Source organism: Streptomyces sp. NPDC028289 (assembly GCF_055565975.1).
On record NZ_JBVHTI010000005.1, the window covers coordinates 190119 to 213103 of the forward strand.

The 22985-nt window shown below is 69.0% G+C and carries 22 protein-coding genes and 1 pseudogene; 10 read left to right on the forward strand and 13 right to left on the reverse strand.

All coding sequences use genetic code 11. The annotated features are described in order from the left end of the window. Positions 1–6 precede the first annotated feature (6 nt). The 3 genes from cydB to hisC all read right to left on the reverse strand — a co-directional run bounded on the left by cydB (position 7) and on the right by hisC (position 3890). Positions 7–1014, reverse strand: a complete 1008-nt coding sequence (gene cydB, locus ACZ4UV_RS25650; protein WP_451019437.1) for a cytochrome d ubiquinol oxidase subunit II — start codon at positions 1012–1014, stop codon at positions 7–9. Positions 1015–1032: 18 nt separating this feature from the next. Beyond that, positions 1033–2541 (reverse strand): cytochrome ubiquinol oxidase subunit I, encoded by a 1509-nt coding sequence (locus tag ACZ4UV_RS25655; protein WP_390043833.1) that lies wholly within the window; start codon positions 2539–2541, stop codon positions 1033–1035. 269 nt (positions 2542–2810) lie between these two features. Next, entirely contained in the window at positions 2811–3890 is a 1080-nt protein-coding gene (gene hisC / locus ACZ4UV_RS25660; protein ID WP_451019438.1) for a histidinol-phosphate transaminase, read from the reverse strand. A gap of 471 nt (positions 3891–4361) precedes the next feature. On the opposite strand from hisC, the gene ACZ4UV_RS25665 reads away from it, so the two are divergent. The 3 genes from ACZ4UV_RS25665 (at position 4362) to ACZ4UV_RS25675 (ending at position 7869) form a co-directional block, all read left to right on the forward strand. Beyond that, positions 4362–5474, forward strand: a complete 1113-nt coding sequence (locus ACZ4UV_RS25665; protein WP_451019439.1) for a LacI family DNA-binding transcriptional regulator — start codon at positions 4362–4364, stop codon at positions 5472–5474. Between the two features lie 255 nt (positions 5475–5729). Beyond that, positions 5730–6818, forward strand: a complete 1089-nt coding sequence (locus ACZ4UV_RS25670) for a metallophosphoesterase (RefSeq protein WP_451019440.1) — start codon at positions 5730–5732, stop codon at positions 6816–6818. A 181-nt stretch (positions 6819–6999) separates the two neighbouring features. After that, positions 7000–7869, forward strand: coding sequence for a hypothetical protein (locus ACZ4UV_RS25675; RefSeq protein WP_451019441.1), 870 nt, complete (start codon positions 7000–7002; stop codon positions 7867–7869). Between the two features lie 46 nt (positions 7870–7915). Here the strand turns inward: ACZ4UV_RS25675 and ACZ4UV_RS25680 are convergent. The 3 genes and pseudogenes from ACZ4UV_RS25680 to thiC form a co-directional block, all read right to left on the reverse strand. Continuing rightward, a pseudogene (locus ACZ4UV_RS25680) lies at positions 7916–8047 on the reverse strand (thiamine biosynthesis protein ThiC); the annotation flags it as partial. 28 nt (positions 8048–8075) lie between these two features. Further along, positions 8076–9071, reverse strand: coding sequence for a hypothetical protein (locus ACZ4UV_RS25685; protein WP_467840951.1), 996 nt, complete (start codon positions 9069–9071; stop codon positions 8076–8078). Between the two features lie 175 nt (positions 9072–9246). Continuing rightward, a complete protein-coding gene (gene thiC, locus ACZ4UV_RS25690; RefSeq protein ID WP_467840954.1) occupies positions 9247–11067 on the reverse strand; it encodes a phosphomethylpyrimidine synthase ThiC in 1821 nt (606 codons plus the stop codon). A 241-nt stretch (positions 11068–11308) separates the two neighbouring features. Between thiC and ACZ4UV_RS25695 the strand changes: the two genes are divergently transcribed. Further along, the gene (locus tag ACZ4UV_RS25695) at positions 11309–12832 is read left to right on the forward strand and encodes a YibE/F family protein (protein WP_467840957.1); all 1524 of its coding nucleotides are present in this window, start codon (positions 11309–11311) and stop codon (positions 12830–12832) included. Positions 12833–13004: 172 nt separating this feature from the next. Here ACZ4UV_RS25695 and ACZ4UV_RS25700 read toward each other — a convergent pair whose 3' ends face one another. From ACZ4UV_RS25700 to ACZ4UV_RS25715, 4 genes are all read right to left on the reverse strand, one after another. Further along, positions 13005–13442 (reverse strand): SsgA family sporulation/cell division regulator, encoded by a 438-nt coding sequence (locus ACZ4UV_RS25700; protein ID WP_093500910.1) that lies wholly within the window; start codon positions 13440–13442, stop codon positions 13005–13007. Between the two features lie 98 nt (positions 13443–13540). Then, on the reverse strand, positions 13541–14329 hold the full coding sequence (locus ACZ4UV_RS25705; protein WP_390043853.1) for an IclR family transcriptional regulator: 789 nt from the start codon (positions 14327–14329) through the stop codon (positions 13541–13543). A gap of 211 nt (positions 14330–14540) precedes the next feature. Beyond that, entirely contained in the window at positions 14541–14753 is a 213-nt protein-coding gene (locus ACZ4UV_RS25710; protein WP_089100495.1) for a DUF5326 family protein, read from the reverse strand. A gap of 165 nt (positions 14754–14918) precedes the next feature. After that, positions 14919–15236, reverse strand: a complete 318-nt coding sequence (locus ACZ4UV_RS25715; protein WP_089100494.1) for a cupin domain-containing protein — start codon at positions 15234–15236, stop codon at positions 14919–14921. A 59-nt stretch (positions 15237–15295) separates the two neighbouring features. Between ACZ4UV_RS25715 and ACZ4UV_RS25720 the strand changes: the two genes are divergently transcribed. The 5 genes from ACZ4UV_RS25720 to ACZ4UV_RS25740 all read left to right on the forward strand — a co-directional run bounded on the left by ACZ4UV_RS25720 (position 15296) and on the right by ACZ4UV_RS25740 (position 19009). Next, positions 15296–15673, forward strand: a complete 378-nt coding sequence (locus ACZ4UV_RS25720; protein ID WP_451020502.1) for a phage holin family protein — start codon at positions 15296–15298, stop codon at positions 15671–15673. 7 nt (positions 15674–15680) lie between these two features. Next, entirely contained in the window at positions 15681–16172 is a 492-nt protein-coding gene (locus ACZ4UV_RS25725) for a low molecular weight protein-tyrosine-phosphatase (RefSeq protein WP_467840963.1), read from the forward strand. After that, positions 16169–17302, forward strand: coding sequence for a cystathionine gamma-lyase (locus ACZ4UV_RS25730; RefSeq protein WP_451020504.1), 1134 nt, complete (start codon positions 16169–16171; stop codon positions 17300–17302). Before ACZ4UV_RS25725 ends, ACZ4UV_RS25730 begins: the two co-directional genes overlap by 4 nt. Before the next feature lie 230 nt (positions 17303–17532). Beyond that, on the forward strand, positions 17533–18438 hold the full coding sequence (locus tag ACZ4UV_RS25735) for a LysR family transcriptional regulator (RefSeq protein ID WP_451020505.1): 906 nt from the start codon (positions 17533–17535) through the stop codon (positions 18436–18438). An 88-nt stretch (positions 18439–18526) separates the two neighbouring features. Then, positions 18527–19009, forward strand: a complete 483-nt coding sequence (locus tag ACZ4UV_RS25740; protein WP_294011603.1) for an NUDIX domain-containing protein — start codon at positions 18527–18529, stop codon at positions 19007–19009. A gap of 4 nt (positions 19010–19013) precedes the next feature. Here ACZ4UV_RS25740 and ACZ4UV_RS25745 read toward each other — a convergent pair whose 3' ends face one another. Both ACZ4UV_RS25745 and ACZ4UV_RS25750 read right to left on the reverse strand, forming a co-directional pair. After that, on the reverse strand, positions 19014–20471 hold the full coding sequence (locus ACZ4UV_RS25745) for a globin domain-containing protein (RefSeq protein WP_467840968.1): 1458 nt from the start codon (positions 20469–20471) through the stop codon (positions 19014–19016). Positions 20472–20778: 307 nt separating this feature from the next. Next, entirely contained in the window at positions 20779–21411 is a 633-nt protein-coding gene (locus ACZ4UV_RS25750) for an HAD family hydrolase (protein ID WP_467840971.1), read from the reverse strand. A 191-nt stretch (positions 21412–21602) separates the two neighbouring features. Here ACZ4UV_RS25750 and ACZ4UV_RS25755 point away from each other — a divergent pair, with 191 nt between their 5' ends. Beyond that, on the forward strand, positions 21603–22469 hold the full coding sequence (locus ACZ4UV_RS25755; protein ID WP_451020508.1) for a GNAT family N-acetyltransferase: 867 nt from the start codon (positions 21603–21605) through the stop codon (positions 22467–22469). Positions 22470–22538: 69 nt separating this feature from the next. Here the strand turns inward: ACZ4UV_RS25755 and ACZ4UV_RS25760 are convergent, their stop codons facing one another. Next, positions 22539–22958 carry a GlcG/HbpS family heme-binding protein gene (locus ACZ4UV_RS25760; protein WP_451020509.1) on the reverse strand — a complete coding sequence of 140 codons (420 nt, stop codon included), beginning with the start codon at positions 22956–22958 and terminating at the stop codon, positions 22539–22541. Positions 22959–22985 lie beyond the last annotated feature (27 nt).

A 22985-nucleotide genomic window follows, 5' to 3' on the forward strand; every position in this document is an offset into this window, starting at 1 on the left:
TCGGACTCAGTGCGCGGCTTCGGTCGCGATGTGCTGCGTACCGATCCGCTTGCGGAACACCCAGTAGGTCCACCCCTGGTAGAGCATGACGAGCGGCGTCGCGATCGCCGCGAGCCACGTCATGATCTTCAGGGTGTACGGGCTCGACGAGGCGTTGGTGACCGTGAGGCTCCAGTCCCCGTTGAGCGACGACGGCATGACGTTCGGGAAGAGCGACAGGAAGAGCATCGCCACGGCGGCCACGATGGTCACGCCGGACAGGGCGAACGCCCATCCCTCGCGGCCCCGGAGATTCGCCCCGAGAGCGGCCACCAGCGCGGCGACCGCCACGACCAGTGCCACCAGGCTCTTGCCGTCACCGCTGTCGACCTGGGTCCACACCAGGAAGACCAGTGCCAGTGCGGCGGTGAGGACACCGACCTTGGTCGCCAGCTTCCGCGCCCGCACCCGGATGTCGCCGACCGTCTTGAGCGCGGTGAACACCGAGCCGTGGAAGGTGAACAGGGTCAGCGTGACGAGTCCGCCGAGCAGGGCGTACGGGTTGAGCAGGTCCCAGACGGTGCCGACGTACTCGAAGTTCCGGTCGATCTTCACGCCATGCACGATGTTCCCGAAGGCCACGCCCCACAGGAACGCCGGGATCAGCGAGGTCCAGAAGATCGCGGTCTCCCAGTTGCGCTGCCAGTTCTCCTCGGGCCGCTTGGCCCGGTACTCGAAGGCGACGCCCCGGACGATCAGGCAGACCAGGATGACCAGCAGGGGCAGGTAGAAGCCGGAGAAGAGCGTGGCGTACCACTCGGGGAAGGCGGCGAAGGTTGCGCCGCCCGCGGTGAGCAGCCACACCTCGTTGCCGTCCCAGACCGGGCCGATCGTGTTGATCAGCACCCGCTTCTCCAGGCGGTCCCGGGCGAGCAGCTTGGTGAGGATGCCGACCCCGAAGTCGAATCCCTCCAGGAAGAAGTAGCCGGTCCACAGGACGGCGATCAGGACGAACCAGACGTCGTGAAGTTCCATGACTGCGTCTCCCTCGGCCTAGTACGAGAAGGCCATCGGCTTGTCGGCGTCACGGGTCTGGCCGCCGATCTTCGTGGGCGGGTTGAGATCGTCCTCGGTGAGCTCGGGCGGGCCCGCCTTCACGTACTTCACGAGCAGCTTGACCTCGACGACGGCGAGAACGGCGTAGAGCGCGGTGAAGGTGATCATCGAGATGAGGATCTCGGTCTGGGAGACGCCGGGGGAGACCGCGTCGCGGGTCTGCAGGACGCCGTAGACGACCCAGGGCTGGCGGCCCATCTCGGTGAAGATCCAGCCCCAGGAGTTGGCTATCAGCGGGAAGCCCAGCGTCCATATCGCCACCAGCCAGTACAGCCTGCCGAGCTGGGGGCTGAGCGCCTTGTTCCTGAAGAGGACCAGGTTCGGCACCTCGTCCTCACCCACCCGCAGGTGCTGCGGCAGCATGAACTTCTTGCGGGTCAGCCAGAGTCCGGCGAGGCCGATGGCGAAGGACGCCATACCGAAGCCGATCATCCAGCGGAACGCCCAGAAGGTGACCGGGATGATGGGCCGGTAGTCGCCGGCGCCGTACTTCTGCTGCTCGGCCTTGTTGGTGTCGTTGATGCCGGGCACGTACGAGTTGAAGTCGTCGTCGGCGAGGAACGACAGCACGCCCGGCACGGAGAGTTCGACGGTGTTGTGGCCCTTGCTCACGTCGCCGTAGGCGAAGATCGAGAACGGGGCCGAGTTCTGGCCGTCCCACAGGGCCTCGGCCGCGGCCATCTTCATGGGCTGTTGCTTGAACATGACCTTGCCGAGGGTGTCGCCGCTGACCGCGGTGAGCAGACCGCCGATGACCACGGTGATCAGGCCGAGCCGCAGCGAGGTCTTCATCACGCTGATGTGCTTCTTGCGGAACAGGTGGAAGGCGGCGATGCCGACCATGAACGCGCCGCCGGTGAGGAAACAGGCGCTCAGCGTGTGGAAGGCCTGGGCCAGCGCGGTGTTCTGGGTGAGGACGGCCCAGAAGTCGGTGAGTTCGGCCCGCCCCTTCGCCTTGTCGATCTTGTAGCCGACGGGGTGCTGCATCCACGAGTTGGCCGCGAGGATGAAGTACGCGGACAGGACCGTGCCGATGGAGACCATCCATATGCAGGCCAGGTGGATCTTCTTGGGCAGCTTGTCCCAGCCGAAGATCCACAGCCCGATGAAGGTGGACTCGAAGAAGAAGGCGATCAGTGCCTCGAAGGCGAGCGGGGCACCGAAGATGTCGCCGACGAACCGCGAGTAGTCGGACCAGTTCATGCCGAACTGGAACTCCTGCACGATGCCGGTGACCACGCCCATCGCGATGTTGATCAGGAAGAGCTTGCCCCAGAACTTGGTCGCCCTGAGGTACTTCTCCTTCTCCGTGCGCACCCAGGCGGTCTCCAGGCCGGCCGTGAGGGCGGCCAGCGAGATCGTCAGCGGGACGAACAGGAAGTGGTAGACGGTGGTGATGCCGAACTGCCAGCGCGCCAGTGTCTCCGGCGCCAGAGCCAGGTCCACGTCGTCAGTCTCCTTACGTCGCCGTGGTACAGCGGCATGTGCCCCCTTTGTCACGTACATCACGGAGCAAACGGGACGCGCTTGTGAATGCATTCACATTCACAAGCCATTATGGCGCACTCACTCTCGAACATCGAAGGGGGGTCGCGCTTGAGCCGTCCGGCCCCTCCGGAACATGCGAACGGGGCCGCTCGGCCCTCATCCCGGCCGTACGACCCCGCACACCTGACACCCGTTGACCGCGGGGCCTCCCCAAGGCCTCGCGGACGCTACAGATCCTTGCGGAACGCCTCCGCCACCTTCAGGAAGATGTCGTTCGCCTCGGTCTCGCCGACCGTCACCCGCACACCCTCGCCCGGGAACGGCCGGACGACCACCCCGTGCTCCTCGCTGAGCTGTGCGAAGGCGGTCGTACGCTCCCCCAACCGCAGCCACACGAAGTTGGCCTGGGACTCGGGCACCGTCCAGCCCTGCCCGCGCAGCGCTTCGACCACGCGCTGCCGCTCGCACACCAGTGAGCCGACCCGGCCCAGCAGCTCGTCCTCGGCCCGCAGCGAGGCGATCGCCGCCTCCTGGGCGAGCTGGCTCACACCGAAGGGGACCGCCGTCTTGCGCAGCGCCGCCGCCACCGGCTCGTGCGCGATCGCGAAGCCGACGCGCAGCCCGGCCAGTCCGTACGCCTTGGAGAAGGTCCGCAGCACGCAGACGTTCGGCCGCTGCCGGTAGATCTCGACGCCGTCGGGCACCTCGGGATCGCGGATGAACTCCCGGTAGGCCTCGTCGAGGACCACCAGCACGTCGCTCGGCACCCGGTCCAGGAACCGCTCCAGCTCGGCCCGCTTCACGACCGTACCGGTCGGGTTGTTGGGATTGCAGACGAAGATCAGGCGGGTGCGGTCGGTGATGGCGTCCGCCATCGCGTCCAGGTCGTGCACATCACCGGGCGTGAGCGGCACCTGAACGGACCGGGCGCCGCTGATCTGCGTGATGATCGGGTAAGCCTCGAAAGACCGCCACGCGTAGATCACCTCGTCGCCGGGCCCGCTGGTGGCCTGGATCAGCTGCTGGGCGACACCGACCGACCCGGTGCCGGTGGCCAGGTGACCGAGCGGAACGCCGAAGCGGTCCGAGAGCTCGTTCATCAGACCGGTGCACGCCATGTCCGGGTAGCGGTTGAAGGAGGAGGCGGCCGCGGTGACGGACTCCATCACGCCGGGCAGCGGGGGATACGGGTTCTCGTTGGAGGAGAGCTTGTACGCGACCGGGCCGCCGGCCGCCGCCGGCTTGCCCGGCTTGTAGGTCGGGATCCCCTCCAGCTCGGCGCGCAGCTTGGGGCTCGTCTCGCTCACCGCAGTCCTCCTCGCGACCACCGGCGGACCGTCCGCGCCGCCGGCATCCAATACTGCTCACCTTATGAGGATTCGCCGCCGCTGCGTACAGCGGAAGAGGGCGCGAAGAGCCGGGCCGGCAGAGCGGCCGGGGGGACGAGGAGCCGGAACGGCGAACCTCATCCGTACCACCGGCATCACGGGCATCACCGCACGAAGGCGCATTTATCGGGGGCGCGCCCTACATATATCTACGCGCCGGTGGCTCACGCCGTAGCGCGCATCACCCGTGCAGGTGAGTTGAGACCTCTTCGAAACATCGGGCACTTGGCAGGCCCATCCGTGCCGACAAGTCACGTCTTACCATTGGATCGTTCAACTGACTTTCTTTCTAAGGCAGTTGACCCAAATTGACCTTGCAGAAACGTGCCTGTCAACGCGTGCATATGCGTCCGCACTACCCCACCGCATGAGCCCTACTATCGGCTCGCCATGACAGCAGCAGGGAAGCACCAGGTGAGCCGCGCGGAAACCTCTCGGCGAGGCAGCCGGCCGGGCCGGGCAGGCATCAGAGACGTGGCCGCCGCCGCCGGAGTCTCCATCACGACCGTCTCCGACGCCCTGAACGGCAAGGGGCGGCTCCCGGACGCCACCCGCCGCCATGTCAGAGAGGTCGCCGACCGGCTGGGGTACCGCCCCTCGGCCGCCGCGCGCACCCTCCGTACCGGCAAGTCGGGGCTCATCGGCCTGACCGTGACGACGTACGGGGATGAACCTTTCACCTTCACCGAGTTCGCGTACTTCGCCGAGATGGCGCGGGCCGCCACCTCGGCCGCGCTCGCCCGTGGCTACGCTCTCGTCATCCTGCCCGCCACCTCACGGCACGACGTGTGGTCGAACGTCGCCCTGGACGGCACGGTCGTCATCGACCCCTCCGACCAGGACCCCGTGGTCAGCGAACTGGTCCGGCAGGGCCTGCCGGTGGTCTCCGACGGCCGCCCGGCCGGCTCGCTCCCGGTCACCGCCTGGGTGGACAACGACCACGAGGCCGCCGTACTCGGCATCCTCGACCATCTCGCCGACGCGGGCGCCCGCCGGATCGGCCTGCTCACGGGCACCTCGACCGACACGTACACCCACCTGTCGACCACCGCCTACCTGCGCTGGTGCGACCGCGTCGGCCAGGACCCGGTCTACGAGGCCTACCCGGCGCACGACCCGTGTGCGGGCGCCGTCGCCGCCGACCGGCTGCTGGCCCGCCCGGACCGCCCCGACGCCGTCTACGGACTGTTCGACCCCAACGGCACCGACCTGCTCGCCGCCGCCCGCCGCTACGGGCTGCGCGTCCCCGACGACCTGCTGCTGGTGTGCTGCAGCGAGTCGACCGTGTACGCCAACACCGAGCCGCCCATCACCACGCTCTCCCTGAAGCCGCGCCGCATCGGCACGGCGGTGGTGCAGCTGCTCATCGACGCGATCGAGGGGGTCGAGTCGGACCATCCGGTCGAGCAGGTGATACCGACCGAACTGATCGTGCGTACCTCCTCCCAGCGACGCGCGCAGCGCACCACGGTCAGCCCGCCGCGGGCACCGGAGGAGGAGTAGCACGGACGCGCGGAGAACGGGGCGGCACGGCTGCCGGACGTCGTCGGACGGCGGCCGGCAGCCGAACGCCGGGTGGTCGAACCCCTGCCCAACCGGGGCGAAAGCCACGCTGAACCGGAGTCCTGCCCGGATTCACCACCCCTGGGTCATCACACGGCGCGACGGGCGTTCCTATGATGGGCCCACGACACCGCGGGCCGCTGCGACCAGGCAGTCCGAAGCGGTGCAGATGCGGCGCGATGGTGGAGGGGTCTGATGACTCAGGGGGCCGGTCAGGGACCCGAGACGGAGCGGACGGCGACGTTGCGCGACTTCCGGGTGCCCGGGTACGTCAACGAGACCGGTCCGTACGCCCCCAGCAGCCACCCCGGCGACGTCGTCCCGCCCTTCGACGACGCGTACCCCGAGGGGCATCCGGACGGGTACACGCCCACCCAGCGGGACCTGCCGGTCATCAACCGCGGCGACACGCTCCAGGTGCCCGTCGAACCGGCCGGCGCCCCGGCCGCGCAGCCCGCGGACGGCCCCGGCCCGCTGTACGTCGTCGGTGACGTACACGGCTATTTCGACGAGCTGATGGCCGCGCTGCGCGAGCAGGGCCTGATCGACGCGGACGGGCACTGGTGCGCGGGCGTCGCCCGGCTCTGGTTCCTCGGCGACTTCACCGACCGGGGTCCGGACGGTATCGGCGTCATCGACCTGGTGATGCGGCTGTCCGCCGAGGCGGCCGCGGCCGGCGGCTACTGCAAGGCCCTCATGGGCAACCACGAGCTGCTGCTGCTCGGCGCCAAGCGGTTCGGCGACACCCCCGTCAACTCCGGCGCGGGCACCGCCACCTTCCAGGCGGCCTGGCTGCTCAACGGCGGCCAGAAGACCGACATGGACCGGCTCCAGGACCACCACCTGCAGTGGATGGCCCGCCTGGACGCCGTCGAGGAGGTCGACGGCTACCTGCTGGTCCACTCCGACACCACCGCCTACCTCGACTACGGCGACTCGATCGAGGCGGTCAACGACACCGTCCGCGAGACCATCACGCGTAATGACGCGGACGAGGTGTGGGATCTCTTCCGCAAGTTCACCAAGCGCTTCTCCTTCCGCGACGAGGGGGGTGCAGACGCCGTCCGTTCCCTTCTCGATACGTACGGCGGTACCCGCATCGTTCACGGACACAGCCCGATTCCCTATCTGCTGGGCGAAGTCGGCTCCGAGGAGGGCGAAGAGGGCACCGGTCCCGTTGTGGAGGGGCCGCACGTCTACGCCGACGGGCTCGCCATCGCCATGGACGGCGGCGTGACCATGGCCGGAAAGCTGCTGGTGAGGCAACTCCCGCTCAATACCTGAGCGTTAACCGGGCGGTTTCATCCCCTCGACGTCACACACGGGCGACCCCCAATTTCCGGCAACCCCCTGTCACCGCGTGCCGTAACGGCTCTACCATCGGTTTATCCGTAGCAGGCTCCCCTCCGTTTCTGCCCGACGGCTCGCCGGCGTGCGAGCCACCAGCCCTACGGAGCATCGGGGGATGCACATGAACAGCGTTCCGCAGCACCTGCACAGCGAGGACCGCCAGGAGTACGAGCGGATCCTCGACGAGGCGCTGCGCTCCGCCCCGTACCGTCCCGAACTGGCCGGTATAGGCCAGCACTTGAATACCGAACAGCTGCGCACCATGGCGCTCAACGCCACCGCACTGATCACGGCGGCCGCGGCGACCGAGTACCAGCACTATGTGAAGGTCCGCGAGGAACTGCGCAATCCGGCGCGGTCCACCCCGGCCACCGTCCAGGAGTCCGGCTCCGCAGAGCCGGGCCCGGGCGGCGCGATGGGGCTCGCCACCACCCTCGGCGAGGCCGCCGAGACCACCGGCGCCGGGGGCTTCGCCCTCGCGCTGGTCCTGGCACCGGTGCTCGCCGGCACTGCCGCCGCGATCTTCCTGCTCGTCGGCTACGTCCTGAAGATGCTGGACCCGGCCCCGGCGTTCGCCCAGACCATGCTCACCGCGGGCTGGGTGTTCGGCGTCGTGGCCGCGGCCGCCATCGTCATGGCCGGCGCGGGACTGCTGCTCACCGCACTGCGCAACAGCCCCTCGCTGGAGGCCGGAGCCTACGGCGAACCCGGCGGGGAGGTGGCCAAGGCCCGGGAGGCCTGGCGGGACGCCCTGCTGGAGCGCGGCATCGTGCCCTTCCTGCGGGAAGCACTGGCCGCCGACTCCGGCACGGCCGGACTGCGCCGTACCGCCCCGTCGGGCCCGGCGGGCCGGATGCCGCGTCTCGGTTACGACCGTCCCGGCTTCAGCACCGACGACGGCGCCGCACCCGCACCCCGCCCGAGCTTCACCAGCCCGGACTACACCAGCCCGGACTTCGGAGGCCCGGAACACCAGCCGGAATAGCCCGGCTTGCGCCCCCGGCCAGGGGGCGCAGGCCGGACACCCCCCGTCACTCCGTGATCGGCAGATACACCCGATTGCCCGCGGCCGCGAACTCCTTGGACTTCTGCGCCATACGCGCCTCGACCTCGGCCTGACTGCCGCCGTGTTCACGGCGGATGTCCTGGGAGATCTTCATCGAGGACAGCTAGAGGCCGGAAGCACCACATTCAAGATCTTGGCGGCGGCAGCTCGATCAAGGCAATACCGGCATCCTGTGCAACAGCCAGGCGGGTGCCAGTCGCATTGACCGCTGCCAATGGTGTGGGGATATGGGTGACGCCGAAGCTTCCGTCCTTCGGCGCGACCTTCACTTCGGGCCACTCCGCGACAGTGGCTCCGTTCTCGGTGTCTATCAACCGGGGATGGTCGTAGAACGAGATGACCTGAGCATTGCGAGGGAGAACTGTGCCGACGGGGTAGTTGACAGAACTTCGAGACAGCCATTGCTGTTCGGAGATCGACCACACGCCGAGCTGTCTCGGCCCCAGGTTGGGCGCCTCTTCGTCGTCGAAGACCTCGTCAGTCGTCGCAACGACGAGGCGATCGCTGTCCAGCCAGCAGGCAGACGCGACTTCGGCATCGACCCCGGGGGACATCGGCAGGACTCCGTCGCCATCGAGCGTCGCCGAGTCGGCGAGCGCCTCCGCGAGATCGTAGACACGGGCGATGCCGAACGGGCTCCAGAACCAGCCTGCCATCAGAAGGTGCCGGCCATCCGGACTTATCGACAGGCGCGAATGGAAGACGTCCGTCGGCGTGCGGTCGCCGTTGGTGAGCCGCGCCCCCGATGCGAGGTCGTCGATCTGCAGCACGTTGTAGTGATCCGGGCAGTGAACCAGGATCTCCCGACCGTCCGGGAGCCTTCCAAGCGCCACCGGGTAGTCAAAATCAGCGGCGTGATAAGGGCTCCGATTGATCTCGCGTAGCGCGCGGGCGCCAGCCAGGACGAGCGCCTTGGTGTCTCGTTCTCCGTAAACGACCGCGTACCGCCCGGAGGGAGAGCTCACCGCTTGATCGAATGGCTGGCCGAAGCTCACAGAGGTCGGATGCTCAGTACCATCAAGGCTCCAGCGCCTGCCACCTCCGGCGAGGTCCAACAGCATTTCGCCATCCCAGCCCAGTGAGCGCACCGTTCCTCTGACCGGGAAGAACTCCACAGGCACGTTTGCTCCCCTCACCCATGTCCTTGTCCTCCTGCCATGCCACCAAAGCATGGCGGTCCGCCTCGGTACATGAGAGCGTGCCGGGTCCGCGGGATGCGGAAAACCAATGTGCCGAGACGCTGCTCTGGGGAATCCGTCTGCGGCTCCCCAGAGCAGCACCGTGAGCAGACGCGCTTCAGTCCGCCAGCGGGAGGTAGACCCGGTTGCCCGAGGCCGCGAACTCCTTCGACTTCTGGAGCATCCCCTCCGCGACCTCCTCCGGTGACGCCCCCTCGGCCGCCGCACCGCCGAACCGCTCTGTGATGCTTTGGCTAATCTTCATCGAGCAGAACTTCGGCCCGCACATCGAGCAGAAGTGAGCCGTCTTCGCCGGCTCCGCCGGGAGCGTCTCGTCGTGGAATTCGCGGGCGGTGTCCGGGTCCAGGGCGAGGTTGAACTGGTCCTCCCACCGGAACTCGAAGCGAGCGTCGGACAGTGCGTCGTCCCACTCCTGCGCGCCTAGGTGGCCCTTGGCGAGGTCGGCCGCGTGGGCTGCGATCTTGTAGGTGATGACGCCGGTCTTGACGTCGTCCCGGTTGGGCAGGCCAAGGTGTTCCTTGGGCGTGACGTAGCAGAGCATCGCCGTGCCCCACCAGGCGATCATCGCGGCACCGATGCCGGAGGTGATGTGGTCGTACGCCGGCGCGACGTCCGTGGTCAGCGGGCCGAGCGTATAGAACGGAGCTTCATCGCAGATCTCCTGCTGAAGGTCGATGTTCTCCTTGATCTTGTGCATCGGGACGTGGCCCGGGCCCTCGATCATGGTCTGTACATCGAAACGCCTGGCGATCCGGTTGAGTTCCCCGAGCGTGCGGAGTTCCGCGAACTGGGCCTCGTCGTTGGCGTCCGCGATGGAGCCGGGGCGCAGCCCGTCGCCGAGCGAGTACGTGACGTCGTAGGCGGCGAGGATCTCGCAGAGTTCCTCGAAGTTCTCGTACAGGAACGACTCCTTGTGGTGCGCGAGGCACCAGGCCGCCATGATCGAGCCACCGCGCGAGACGATGCCGGTCTTGCGGTTGGCGGTGAGCGGCACGTACGGCAGGCGCACGCCTGCGTGGACGGTCATGTAGTCCACGCCCTGCTCGGCCTGTTCGACGACCGTGTCCTTGTAGATCTCCCAGGTCAGTTCCTCGGCCCTGCCGTCGACCTTCTCCAGGGCCTGGTAGAGCGGCACCGTGCCGATGGGGACGGGGGAGTTGCGCAGCACCCATTCACGGGTGGTGTGGATGTTGCGGCCGGTGGAGAGGTCCATGACCGTGTCGGCGCCCCAGCGGGTCGCCCAGGTCATCTTCTCGACCTCCTCCTCGATGGAGGAGGTGACCGCGGAGTTGCCGATGTTGGCGTTGACCTTCACCAGGAACCGCTTGCCGATGATCATCGGCTCGATCTCCGGGTGGTTGACGTTGGCGGGCAGTACGGCCCTGCCCGCCGCGATCTCCTCACGGACCACCGCAGGAGAAACGTTCTCGCGGATGGCCACGTACTCCATCTCCGGGGTGATCTCGCCCCGGCGGGCGTACGCGAGCTGGGTCACCGCCTCGCCTTCCCGGCTGCGACGCGGCTGGCGCGGACGGCCCGGGAAGACCGCATCCAGGTTGCGCAGGCCACCGCGCGGCGAGGTGTGCTTGATTCCGTCGTCCTCAGGACGGACGGGCCGGCCCGCGTACTCCTCGGTGTCGCCGCGGGCGACGATCCAGTTCTCCCGCAGCGGCGGCAGGCCCCTGCGGACGTCGGTCTCGACGAGCGGATCGGTGTACGGGCCTGAGGTGTCGTAGAGCGTGACCGACTGCCCGTTGGTGAGATGCACCTGACGGACCGGCACCCGCAGGTCGGGGCGGGAGCCCTCGACATACCCCTTGTGCCAGCCGATGGACCTCCCGGCCTCCGGGGACGGTTCGCCCGTAATGGACTGTTCGTCCTGGCTGAAGGCAGGCCTGCGTGCGTCCTTGTTGGTCATGAGACCTACTCCCTACGCCGGCATTACCCGGTAACAGGTTCGGCGGTCGACGCAGCGGCTTCCGTCGGGCGGCGTTTCCTGTGAAACATCACACGTTCCACGTGAAACATCGCGAATACGGAGGTCAGCGCCCTCTCAGCCCGGTGCTCCGAGCTCCCGCGTGTGCAAAGGTGCCTCCACGCTAGCGTCAATTCGGGCGCGGTGAACAGAGGGCCCCTACCGTTCTTGCGATGATCGGGCGGTGACCTCGACACAGCAGCACCCCTATCCGCCCCCGGACCCGCGGCGCGGCAACGGCGCCCCGCAGGGCGGCGGACCCGGCCACGGGGGCCGTGGTGCCGGTGACGGACACATCCATGGGCAGGCCCTCAGCCATGCCCACCATCACGACAACGGCCATGCCCACGGCCACCGCGAGGCCCAGGACGGATCCGGACCCGGCGGGGGTCACGGCCATTCGCACGGGCACAGCCACAGCCACGGTCCCGCCGCGCCCGTCTCCAAGCATCTGCGCAAGGTCATCGCGGCGATCCTCATCCCCTTCACCGCCGCGGTCGTGGTCGGTCTGGTGGTGCTGTGGCCCGGCGGTGCCCCGCCGCACGAGCGCACCGGCGTAGGCTTCGACCGCCAGACGCAGGCGGCGACGGTCACCAAGGTCGTCTCGGTCAGCTGCAAGTCGGTCAACGCCTCCGGAGGCGGCTCGACCGCCGACACCGCCACCGCCGACGGCACTTCCTCGAAGGAGGGGGACGGCACCTGCAAGAAGGCCACCGTCCGGGTCGACACCGGCAAGGACAAGGGCCGTACCTTCAACGAGATCGTGCAGCCCGACCAGTCGCGGCAGTTGCACGAGGGCGAGCAGGTCGTGGCCGCGTACGAGCCCTCCGCGCCCAGGGACCTGCAGTACTCGGTCACCGACGTGAACCGGAAGTTCCCGATGGCGCTGCTCGCCGGGATCTTCGCGCTCGCCGTCGTGGTGGTGGGCCGGCTGCGCGGTGTGATGGCCCTGGTCGCGCTGGCCGTCAGCTTTCTGGTGCTGACGCTGTTCATCCTGCCGGGGATCCTGCAGGGCTCGAATCCGCTGCTGATGGCGGTGGTCGGGTCGAGCGCCATCATGCTGATCGCCCTGTACATCTGCCACGGGCTGTCGGCCCGTACCTCGGTGGCGGTGCTCGGCACGCTGGTCTCCCTGTGCCTGATCGGCCTGCTCGGCTCGGAGTTCATCGACTGGGCCGCGCTCACCGGCAACACCGACGACAACACCGGCCTGATCCACGGCCTGTACCCGTCGATCGACATGAGCGGCCTGCTGCTGGCCGGTGTCATCATCGGTTCGCTGGGCGTCCTGGACGACGTGACGGTGACCCAGACCTCGGCCGTCTGGGAGCTGCACGAGGCCAATCCGACGATGGGCTGGCGCGGACTGTACCGGGCGGGCATCCGCATCGGCCGCGATCACATCGCCTCCGTCGTCAACACCCTCGTGCTGGCCTACGCGGGCGCCGCGCTGCCCCTGCTGCTGCTCTTCTCGATCGCGCAGAGCAGTGTGGCCACGGTCGCCAACAGCGAGCTGGTGGCCGAGGAGATCGTGCGTACCCTGGTCGGCTCGATCGGCCTGGTCGCCTCGGTGCCGGTCACCACGTTGCTCGCCGCCCTGGTGGTGTCGGCCGACCGGCCGGGCACCGGGCCGGCCGCGTCCGTGGAGGCCGCACCGACCGGGCCACCCACGGCACGCGGCGGGCGGGGGCGGCGCCGGAAGCGGTGACGGCGCGGTGGACGGCCCGGGAGGAGGCCGTCCACGACGTGGGGGCGCGGATGGTGCGCCGGTTGGGGAAGCGTTCCGGCAAGGGCCGCAGACGGACGCGCAGAAGCGTTCCTGCCCGTCCTCACGCTCACGCGGCTCGGACGAGCGGCGCGCGACTCCGTGCCGTAACGCTTCAGCCAGTGCTTGGCTCCTCGGCCAGGATGCGGTCCAGAGCCTCGTCGAGGTGGGCGTCGAAGTCGGCGAGCGAGCCCTCCTGCCCGAGCGGCACCAGCTTGTCCGTACGGTCGAGGAAGGCCACCAGCGGGGGCGCCGAGGACCGGAACACCGCCTGGTCGCCGCCGACCTGAAGCCGGATCAGCACCTCGCCCAGCACCTCGGAATCGGCGGGCGCGATGTGCACATCGCCCTCGCCGCACGGCCGCCCCACCCCGTCGATCAGCAGCTCCCGGCCGAAGGCCCAGGTCACCGGCGCGTCCCCGGGCAGGTGGAAGGTGAGCCGGACGGCATAGGGATCGCAGGTCTCGTAGCGCAACTCCACGGGGATGCGGAAGGAGAGCTCCTCCGAGACGAGAAAGCTCATCATGACTTCTGCTTGTACGGACTCGCGCATTGCCTACCCCGTCATATGACACCGACTGGCCGGGATTTATCCCTTGATGGTGGTCAAATCTTGCTGAAAGTACACGGGAGATCACAAGGAGTGAGTTTTCAGATACTGATAGCGATGGCCAGGGACCCCAGATGCCGACCCACTTCGGTCTGCAACTGCCGGACGGCGGGCAGCAGCCGGTCGGCCTGGTGGAGAGGGAGGGAGATGGCGATCGTGGCGGCCGTGGTGCCGACGGTGAGGGGGATCGCCGCACACACCGTCCCCAGCCCGTACTCCTGGCGCTCCAGCACCGGCTCCATCCGCCGCGTCCGCTCCAGCCGTCGCAGCAGCGTCTGCTCGTCACGGACCGTGTACGGGGTGAGGGGCCGCACGGGGTAGCGGTGGAGATGGTCGCGCCGGACGTCCTGGTCCAGCTGGGAGAGGAGACACTGGCCGACGGCGTGCGCGTGCCCGGTCTCGCGGAAGCCGGCCCACTCCTCGACCGCCGGGGTGGCCGGGGAGTCGGAGATGCTCATGACCTCGATCTCGCCGTCCCGGTACATGGCGTAGTACACCGGGGCACCGATCGAATCGCGCCAGTGAGCGAGGGTGTCGACAACCGCGCTGCGACGTTTCTGCTGCGCTCCGCTGCTACTCAGCCGCTCCGCCGCGTCACCGAGGAAGAACAGCCCCCTGTCACGGCGCAGATAGCCCTCGTGGACCAGGGTGCGCAGCAGGTGGTAGGCGGTGGGCAGGGCGAGGCCGGTTTCGCGGGCGAGTTGTTTGGCGGGTGCGCCGTGTTCGTGTCCGGCGACGCACTCCAGCAGGCGCATCGCGCGCTGTACGGAGCCGATGAGGGTGGCCGAATGCGGCTGTGCGGAGTCGGCCGGGGAAGCCGGCCTCTGCACGGGGGGTGTGCCGGAACTGCGTTGGGTCGGGGGCGGGGGATGTTCCGTGGGTGCGGAGGTGGCGTCAAGCGTGGCCAAGAGTCACTCCCGGAGCGCGAGGGGGTCAGCGACTCTAACCGTCCGCCGCCGCTCCCGGTCGGCCCGTACGCGAAACTTCCCTCGCCCGAGGGAACCGGTGATTCCTGTTACCGGTCACCGATTCCCACGGTCCTCACCAGTCGCTCTTCGACGAGGAGTTCGACATGAACTTCCGCACGATGTAGATCAGTCCGCCGACCAGGGCCACGAAGATCAGCAGCTTGAAGAGCAGGAAGACCACCCAGCTGATCACGGCCGTGATCAGACCGCCGAACACCACCAGCGCGATGACCGGCACCGCGATCCACTTCACCCACCACGGCAGACCTGTGAAGATCTCTCGCATTGCCCTGTCCTCCGCCTTCTCGTGCGCTCCGGCACGTACGGTCTCGTGCGTCCCGCACGATGCGATGTCCTGCACCCGATGCTAGAGCCGCGAAGGGGTCGTACGGGGGCCCTGGATCCCTTGTCCTCCCCTGACCCGTCCCCTAGGGAACCCCGAGGCCCGAGGTCAGGCCTCAGGGGGAGAGAAGACGACCAGAACCCGCAGATCCTCGCTGATGTGATGGAACTTGTGGGCCACCCCGGCCGGGACGTACACCACGCTGCCCCGCGCCACCTGAGTGGTCTCCATGCCGACGGTGATCGCGGCACGGCCGCTGACGACGAAGTAGACCTCGTCCTGGTTGTGCGGCTGCTGCGGGTCGTGCGAGCCGGCGTCGAGGGCGTAGAGGCCGACCGACATGTTCCGCTCCCGCAGGAACTGCAGGTAGGCCCCGTCGTTGGCGGCGCGCTCCGCCTCCAGTTCGTCCAGCCGGAATGCCTTCATCGCCTTCGTCGCCCTCGCCCCACTGCTCGTATCCGATCTCTTCTGCCACGATCAGACACATGAAGAATTTCCTAGTCAAGACGATCGCCAACGCGGGCGCCCTGGCGGTCGCCGTATGGCTGCTCGACAAGATCACCCTGACCGGCGACAGCACCGCCAAGAAGGTCTGGACGCTGATCCTGGTCGCCCTGGTCTTCGGCCTGGTCAACTTCCTGGTCAAGCCGATCGTGAAGGTCCTGACCTTCCCGCTGTTCATCCTCACTCTCGGCCTGATCACCCTGGTGGTCAACGCGCTGATGCTGCTGCTGACGTCGTGGGTGTGCGACAAGCTCGACCTGAGCTTCCACGTGGAGGGCTTCTGGACGGCCGTCCTCGGCGGTCTGATCATCTCGGTCGTGTCCTGGGCTCTCAACATGATCCTTCCCGACGCGGACTGAGCCCCCGATGACCTACCGCGTCTGCTTCGTCTGCACCGGCAACATCTGCCGTTCCCCGATGGCCGAATCCGTCTTCCGTGCCCGCACAGCCGAGGCCGGGCTGGACGACCGCGTCGAGACCGGCAGCGCCGGCACCGGCGGCTGGCACGAGGGCGACGGCGCCGACCCGCGCGCCGTCCGCGTCCTCGCGGAGCACGGCTACGACAGCGAGCACACCGCCCGCCAGTTCCAGGCGTCCTGGTTCGCCCGCCTCGACCTCGTGATCGCCCTCGACTCCGGCCACCTCAAGGCGCTGCGCCGCCTCGCGCCCACCGAGGACGACGCGCGCAAGGTGCGGCTGCTGCGCTCGTACGACCCGGCCGCCGCTGACGACCTGGACGTACCGGATCCGTACTACGGCGGTCTGGACGGGTTCGAGGAGTGTCTTGAGATGGTGGAGGCGGCGAGCGTGGGCCTGCTCGCCGCGGTGCGGGCCGAGGTGGAGGGAACGGCGGCATGAGCGAGGCGACCATGGGCGAGGGCACGCGCGCCGTGCGCGCGGGGCTGCCCGAGCCGGTCAAGAACGAGCCGACCCTGCCCGGGCCGGTCTTCGCCGCGCACTTCCATCTGCCCGGCGAGGTGAGCGGGCCGTACGCCTACGGCCGCGATGAGAACCCGACCTGGACCCATCTGGAGCGGGCGATCGGCGAGTTGGAGGCACCCGGTGATGCGGGTGTCGAGACGCTGGTGTTCGCCTCCGGCGTGGCGGCCGTCGCGGCGGTGCTCTTCTCCCAGCTGAGCGCCGGGGACGCGGTCGTGCTGCCCTCCGACGGCTACCAGGTGCTGCCGCTGATCCGTGCCCAGCTGGAGGCGTACGGCATCGAGGTGCGCACCGCGCCGACCGCCGGCGACGCCCAGCTCGACGTCCTGGACGGCGCGAAGCTGCTGCTGATCGAGTCGCCGTGCAACCCCGGGCTGGACGTCTGCGACATCCGCCGGCTCGCCGAGGAGGCACACGCGCGTGGCGCCCTGGTCGCGGTCGACAACACCCTCGCCACCCCGCTCGGCCAGCGGCCGCTGGCGCTGGGCGCCGACTTCTCCGTGGCCAGCGGCACCAAGCAGCTCACCGGCCACGGGGACGTCCTGCTGGGGTACGTCGCCGGGCGCGACGCGGAGGCCATGGCCGCCGTGCGCCGCTGGCGCAAGATCATCGGGGCGATCTCGGGGCCGATGGAAGCCTGGCTGGCCCATCGCTCCCTCGCCACCCTCCAGCTGCGGGTGGACCGGCAGACCGCGACCGCCCTGCTGCTCGCGGAGGCGCTGCGCGAGCGGTCCGAGGTGACGGCCCTGCGCTACCCGGGGCTGTCCGACGACCCTGCGCACAAGATCGCCTCGCAGCAGATGCGCCGCTACGGCTCGGTGATCTCCTTCACGCTGCCCACGCGTGCGCGTGCCGAGCGTTTCCTCGAGTCCCTGCGGCTGGTCGACGATGCGACGAGTTTCGGCGGGGTGCGTTCCACTGCCGAGCGGCGGCGGCGCTGGGGCGGGGACGACGTACCGGAGGGCTTCATCCGGCTCTCGGTCGGGGCGGAGGATCCCGCAGATCTCGTGGCCGATGTGCTGCGGGCGCTCGACGAGTCGGACCGGTGACCGGATTGCGGACGCCCCCGCGGGCCGGGTTACGCATAACGGACGGTCCGAGCCTCCCCCCTCGTGGCTCGGACCGTCTCCCGGTTCTCGCGCGCCAAGAACCGCGCGACCAAGGCTAGTTGACTCTGCGTCAGTGTCCAATCACTGTAGCGACAGAGACCTATCGACTTATTTATAGTTGGGGCCTGCCCGAGGGCCGGAAAAGGGCAGGCCGAACGGGAGGGCGTGCGATGGATCTGGCCTTGCTGCGCACCTTCGTCACCGTGCACCGGGCCGGCTCCTTCACCCGCGCCGCCGCCCTGCTCGGCCTCTCGCAGCCGGCCGTGACCTCCCAGATCCGGACTCTGGAACGGCAGCTGGGACGACCGCTCTTCTTGCGCCAAGCCCGCGGGGTGACCCCCACGACCATCGGCGACGAACTCGCACACAAGGCCGCACCGCATCTCGACGCCCTCGTGGAGATAGCGGAACGCGGCCTCGACGACGACTCCTCGGTGCGCACCCTGCACCTGGCAGGCCCGCCAGAGTTCACCGCCGAGCGCGCGCTTCCCGCGCTCACGGAGCTCGCCGGGGACGACGGTCAGGGCTTCGCGCTGCGTGCCTCGTTCGGAAACGCCGAGGAGACTCTGGAGGGGCTGTCCGCCGGTCACCATGACCTGGCCATCAGTACGGTCCGGCCGCGCGGCCCCCTGCTCACCGCCACCGCGCTGTGCGACGAGGAGCACGTACTGGTCGCCGCTCCGCGCTGGTCCGAGGAGATCGGCCTGGACGCGGTACGCGGCAAGGGCGCGGGCGTCCTGGAGAACCTCCCGGTCGTCGAGGTCCACGAGTCGCTGCCGTTCGTCTCGCGCTACTGGGGCTCCGTCTTCGACATGCGTCCGGCCGCCTCGGGCACGGTCGTGGTGCCGGATCTGCGCGCGGTCCTCGCCTGTGCGGCCGCAGGTGCCGGCCTCGCCGTGCTGCCCCGGTATCTGTGCACGGCCGCCCTGGAACGTGGTGAGGTCGTGGCACTGCACGATCCCGCGGTGCCCCCGCTTCGGACGTACTTCCTTGTGGTGCGCACCGGCACGCTCGCCATGCCCCATGTGGCACGGGCGCACGAGTGGCTCCAGCACGCGTCCGCGGACTGGGGCTGAGGACCGTTCCGCGAGGGTTGACGCAATGCGGCCGTACGGTGGCGCCTCGCGATGTTTCACGTGGAACCAGCTGGGCCACATTTCTCCCATGACCGTCCGACCCGTGGTCAAGCGCACCGCCCGTGCCGTTCTCCTGGACGGCGACGACCTGATTCTGATCAAGCGCACCAAGCCCGGTGTCGATCCCTACTGGGTTACACCCGGTGGCGGGGTCGAGCCGGAGGACACCACCGTCGTCGACGCCCTGCACCGCGAGGTGGACGAGGAGCTCGGCGCCAAGATCACCGACGTGGTGCCCTGCTTCGTGGACACCGTGGAACACATCGGTGACAGCGGCAGCGCGACCGGCGTGAAGGTGCAGCACTTCTTCGTCTGCCGGCTGGAGTCCATGGACCCGGCCCTGCGACACGGCCCCGAAGTCGACGAGCCCGCCGGCGAGTACGAGATCGTGCGGGTCCCCTTCACGCGTGTCGGGATCGCCTCAGTCCATCTCGTACCGCTGTCGTTGCGGCACTACCTGGACGGCAACATCGAGGGCGTGCGGGCCATGCACGCTCCCGATCTCGGGTGACGGGTCAGTCTCCGGCGACGACCAGTTCCTCGACCGAGTCGTGCCGGATGCGGTGCGCGGGGATGCCGGCGGCCCGGAGCGCGGCGATCCCGTTGCGGATCATGCCGGGCGGCCCGGAGAGATAGGCGTCGCACTCGATCCACGGCCCGTATCCGCGGATGGCGTCGGGAAGCTGGAGGTGCGCCTGCTGGTCGACGACCGCACGGACCGCGAGCCAGGGATGGCTCTGCTGGAGCCGGAGCAGGGTGTCGATGTCGTACAGGTCGTGGTCGGTACGGGCGCCGTAGAACACCTCGACCGGACGGCGCGAGCCGCGTTCGGCGAGGTCCTCGACCATCGCCTTGATGGGTGCGATGCCGGTGCCGCCGCCCAGGCAGAGCAGTCCGTCGTCCCGCGTGTGGTCGACGGTCATCGAACCACCGGCCGGGCCGAGGCGGACGACGTCACCGGGGCGGGCGCGATGCACCAGCGAGTTGGAGACCCAGCCGGCCGGGACCGCCTTCACATGGAACGTGAGCAGGCCGTCCGAGCGGGGCGCGGAGGCGAAGGAGAAGTGCCGCCACACCCGTGGCCACCAAGGTGTCTCCAGACTCGCGTACTGCCCGGCGAGGAAGGGGTACGGCTGGTCCGGACGGAGCGTGAGTACCGCGACGTCGGCGGTCCTCAGCTCGTGGGCGACGATCTCCGCGTGCCACCACGCCGGCGCACGCAGTTCGTCCGTGGCCGCCGCGTCGATCATCACCTGGGACATGGTCGTGTACGCGCGGACCCAGGCCGCCTCCGTCTCGCGGTCCCAGATGCCCGTGGCGTACTTGCTCAGTGCGCCGATGAGGCACTCGCCGACGGCCGGGTAGTGCTCGGGCCGGGTGCCGTACTTGCGGTGACCGCGGCCCAGGTTCTGGAGGTACTCGACCAGGACGGGCGGGTTGTCGATGTGTTCGGCCGCGGTGAGCAGCGCCTTCAGCAGCCGGTCCCGCTGGGTGTCCATCGCGGCCGGGAACAGCGAACGCAGTTCGGGGTGGCGGACGAAGAGCAGGGCGTAGAAGTACGAGGTGACCTTGTCGGCGATCGGACCGATCTCGGCCATGGTGCCGCGGATCCGGATCGCGTCCGGGGAGGCGTCCTGCGGCTGCTGTGCGCTGCGCTGCGGCGGGACGCGCTGGCCGAAAGAGCCGGGTGCGGGGTGCCCGGTCGCGGGAGCGAAGGAGCCGGGTGCCGCGTGCTGTCCGGCGGGCGGGGCCTGAGGGGCTCCCTGAAGGCGCGTCGGCTCCGCTGTCGACCGTATTCGCTCCCGGGGCTCCGCGGGCACGAGAGGGCGGCTCTGGGGCGGTTCCTGCCCGCTCCCCGGCGCCACGCCCGGAGGCCCGGCGGAAGAGTCGACCGCGGGCCTGTCGTGGGACGTGAACCAGTGGCCCCCGCCGGCCCCGTCGTTGCCCGCCGACGTGGTGGTCGGAGCGTCCATGGTGTGCCCTCGCCTCGAACATCTTGCGGTCGGTCTGCGCACTTCACTCGGAAGGTGCTTGCTTTCCCCCGTTGACGGCCAGCTCTCCCCGGTCGGGCCCCGTGGCCGACACGACCACATTCAACCCGCGATTCCCCCGTGTACGGACAAGTAAGGCGAGAGTGTGACATGGGCCGCAATCACTCCCGCAGGGAGCGTCCCGCCCCGGACGTTAACCGGAGTCGACCCTACCGGCCGTCGCCGTGCACACAAGTCCCCCCTGTCTCCCCCGTGAAACTGGCAACGGGCGAACCATCGGTTCCTTCAATTACCGGGCGCCGCGCGCCAATTCATAGGCATCCCATAGATCACGGCCCGTGTAGGAGTACGTCGCGAGACCGGCGAGATGTCCGTCCGCATTGACCGCCACGGACACCGGAACCGCGACGAACAACTCCCTGTCCGACATCGAGTCGCCGTAGGCGACGCAGTCCGCCCGGCCGACCCCGAACTGCTCGCACAGGCGGTCCGCGATCGTCACCTTCGCCGCGGCGGTGAGGGCCCCCGCCGGGTCCACGGGCTCGACGAACGGCACCGCCGGGAAGCGCGAACCGAAGGCCGCGTGGGCTCCCCAGTCCAGCAGACGCTCCACGAAAAACGAGGGTGAGAGCGAGACCACCGCGCAGTAGTCCCCCGACTCCCTGATCTCGGCCCAGACGTCCCGGATACGGGCGAGCCACGGCGCGCTGTCGAATGCCGCCGTCACGTGGGCTTCGGTCAGCTCGGCCCAGAGGGTGTACACCCGCGCCGCGTACTCCGGCGGATCTATCCGTCCCGCCGAGATCGCCCGATCAAGCTCCATGGTCTCCGCTTCCAGGCCGAGTTGACGGGATATCTCGACGGGTGCGGAGCTGCCGCGCAGCAAGGTGCCGTCAAGATCGAAGAGGTGAAGTCTCGCCATGGGCCCGAGGCTAACGGGCAGCGTATGGATCCTCGGTGCGGCAACCCGACGGGGACCATACGGCAATGTTTCACGTGAAACGTCCTGCGTCTGTCCAGGGACTGAGCCGCGGACTACACATGGCCAAAAGCGCGTGCGTCTCCCCTGAAACAGGTGGACGCCGGGGGTGTCGGTCGGCAAGCCTGACCTGCGTGTCAACTCCTTCCGACGCCCCTCTGCCCATTCGCCGACTGACGCCACGCGATCTCAGCGCCTGCGCCGACTTGTCCGAGGATCGGGGGTGGCCCCGTGAGGAACACAAGTGGCGCTTGCTCCTCACGGCCGGGAAGGGATACGGCATCGACGACCCCGGCGGGGGCCTGGTCGCCGCCTGTGTCATCACGGAGTACGGCCCGAGGGAACGCCCGCATCTCGGCGCGGTCGGCATGGTCCTGGTCGCCGCACGACATGCCCGCCAGGGCATCGGACGTCGGCTGATGCGGCACATCGTCTCGGCAGCGGGAACGACTCCGCTGACCCTGTACGCGACACCGAACGGTCGGCCGCTCTACGAGGAGTTGGGATTCAAGGTCACGGGGCGTTCGGAGATGCTCCGCGGCTCCTTCACGCCGGGCGGGCCCGAGCCGCGGATGGTGACCCGCGCAGCCACCGCCGAGGACCTCGGTTCCATCCTCCGGCTGGACGAGGAGGTGTTCGGCGTCGACCGCACTCTGCTCATCACCCGGCTGCCCGCGTTCTCGGACCTGCTGCGCGTCGCCGTGGACGACGGGCGGATCGTCGGGTACGCGGCCGCCTGGCCCAACATGGACACGCATGTCGTCGGACCGCTGATCGCCCGCGACACGGAGACGGCGAAGTCCCTGATCGCCTCGCTCGCCGCCCACACCGACCGCCCGCTGCGTACCGACATCGACGTCCGCCACGAGGAACTGCTGGCCTGGGCGAAGGCCCGCGGGCTGGCCTCCGTCGCCATGAACTCGGTGATGACCTACGGGATCACGGAGTCACCGGGGGACTGGACGCGACGGTTCGCGCCACTGACGGTCGCGGCGGGCTGAGAAGCCTTCGATCATGGCGAACGCCGGCTCCCTGGAAGGACCCGGCGTTCCCGGTCGAGTGAGGTGCAGTCAGGCGAGTGCAGCTACGGCGGCGGAGGCGAAGCCGTGGTCCTGGTCGGGGGCACCGCCGCCGACACCGATCGCCCCGATGAGCCGGCCGTCCCGCCGGACGGGGACACCACCGGCGATGAACAGCAGCGGCCTGTCGAGCGCGGTGGGGAGGGTGTGGAAGGGGCCGCCGGGCTGGACCGCGTCGACGAGGTCGGCGGTGGGGGTGTTCAGCTGGAGCGCCGTATAGGCCTTGCGGGTGCTGGTCTCGCCGGAGATCAGCACGGCGTGGTCGTCCCGCCGGAAGGCGAGCAGATGGCCCCCGGCGTCCAGGACGGTGACGCTGACGGTGACCCCGGCGGCCTCGGCGGCGCGACCGGCTTCGGCGATGAGGAGCTCGGCGTCCTGGGTGGTGAGCGGGGCGACGGTGGTGGTGGTCATGGTTCTCCTTGGATGGTGCTGACGTGC

Bases quoted from the DNA above. Each gene is read 5' to 3' on its own strand.
- ACZ4UV_RS25760 (WP_451020509.1), bottom strand. From the start codon at position 22,958: ATGACCACCACCACCGTCGCCCCGCTCACCACCCAGGACGCCGAGCTC.
- ACZ4UV_RS25715 (WP_089100494.1), bottom strand. From the start codon at position 15,236: ATGAAGGCATTCCGGCTGGACGAACTGGAGGCGGAGCGCGCCGCCAAC.
- ACZ4UV_RS25675 (WP_451019441.1), top strand. From the start codon at position 7,000: ATGCACATGAACAGCGTTCCGCAGCACCTGCACAGCGAGGACCGCCAG.
- ACZ4UV_RS25665 (WP_451019439.1), top strand. From the start codon at position 4,362: ATGACAGCAGCAGGGAAGCACCAGGTGAGCCGCGCGGAAACCTCTCGG.
- ACZ4UV_RS25725 (WP_467840963.1), top strand. From the start codon at position 15,681: ATGACCTACCGCGTCTGCTTCGTCTGCACCGGCAACATCTGCCGTTCC.
- ACZ4UV_RS25720 (WP_451020502.1), top strand. From the start codon at position 15,296: ATGAAGAATTTCCTAGTCAAGACGATCGCCAACGCGGGCGCCCTGGCG.
- ACZ4UV_RS25740 (WP_294011603.1), top strand. From the start codon at position 18,527: ATGACCGTCCGACCCGTGGTCAAGCGCACCGCCCGTGCCGTTCTCCTG.
- ACZ4UV_RS25735 (WP_451020505.1), top strand. From the start codon at position 17,533: ATGGATCTGGCCTTGCTGCGCACCTTCGTCACCGTGCACCGGGCCGGC.
- cydB (WP_451019437.1), bottom strand. From the start codon at position 1,014: ATGGAACTTCACGACGTCTGGTTCGTCCTGATCGCCGTCCTGTGGACC.
- thiC (WP_467840954.1), bottom strand. From the start codon at position 11,067: ATGACCAACAAGGACGCACGCAGGCCTGCCTTCAGCCAGGACGAACAG.
- ACZ4UV_RS25745 (WP_467840968.1), bottom strand. From the start codon at position 20,471: ATGGACGCTCCGACCACCACGTCGGCGGGCAACGACGGGGCCGGCGGG.
- ACZ4UV_RS25700 (WP_093500910.1), bottom strand. From the start codon at position 13,442: ATGCGCGAGTCCGTACAAGCAGAAGTCATGATGAGCTTTCTCGTCTCG.
- ACZ4UV_RS25710 (WP_089100495.1), bottom strand. From the start codon at position 14,753: ATGCGAGAGATCTTCACAGGTCTGCCGTGGTGGGTGAAGTGGATCGCG.
- ACZ4UV_RS25730 (WP_451020504.1), top strand. From the start codon at position 16,169: ATGAGCGAGGCGACCATGGGCGAGGGCACGCGCGCCGTGCGCGCGGGG.
- ACZ4UV_RS25750 (WP_467840971.1), bottom strand. From the start codon at position 21,411: ATGGCGAGACTTCACCTCTTCGATCTTGACGGCACCTTGCTGCGCGGC.
- ACZ4UV_RS25670 (WP_451019440.1), top strand. From the start codon at position 5,730: ATGACTCAGGGGGCCGGTCAGGGACCCGAGACGGAGCGGACGGCGACG.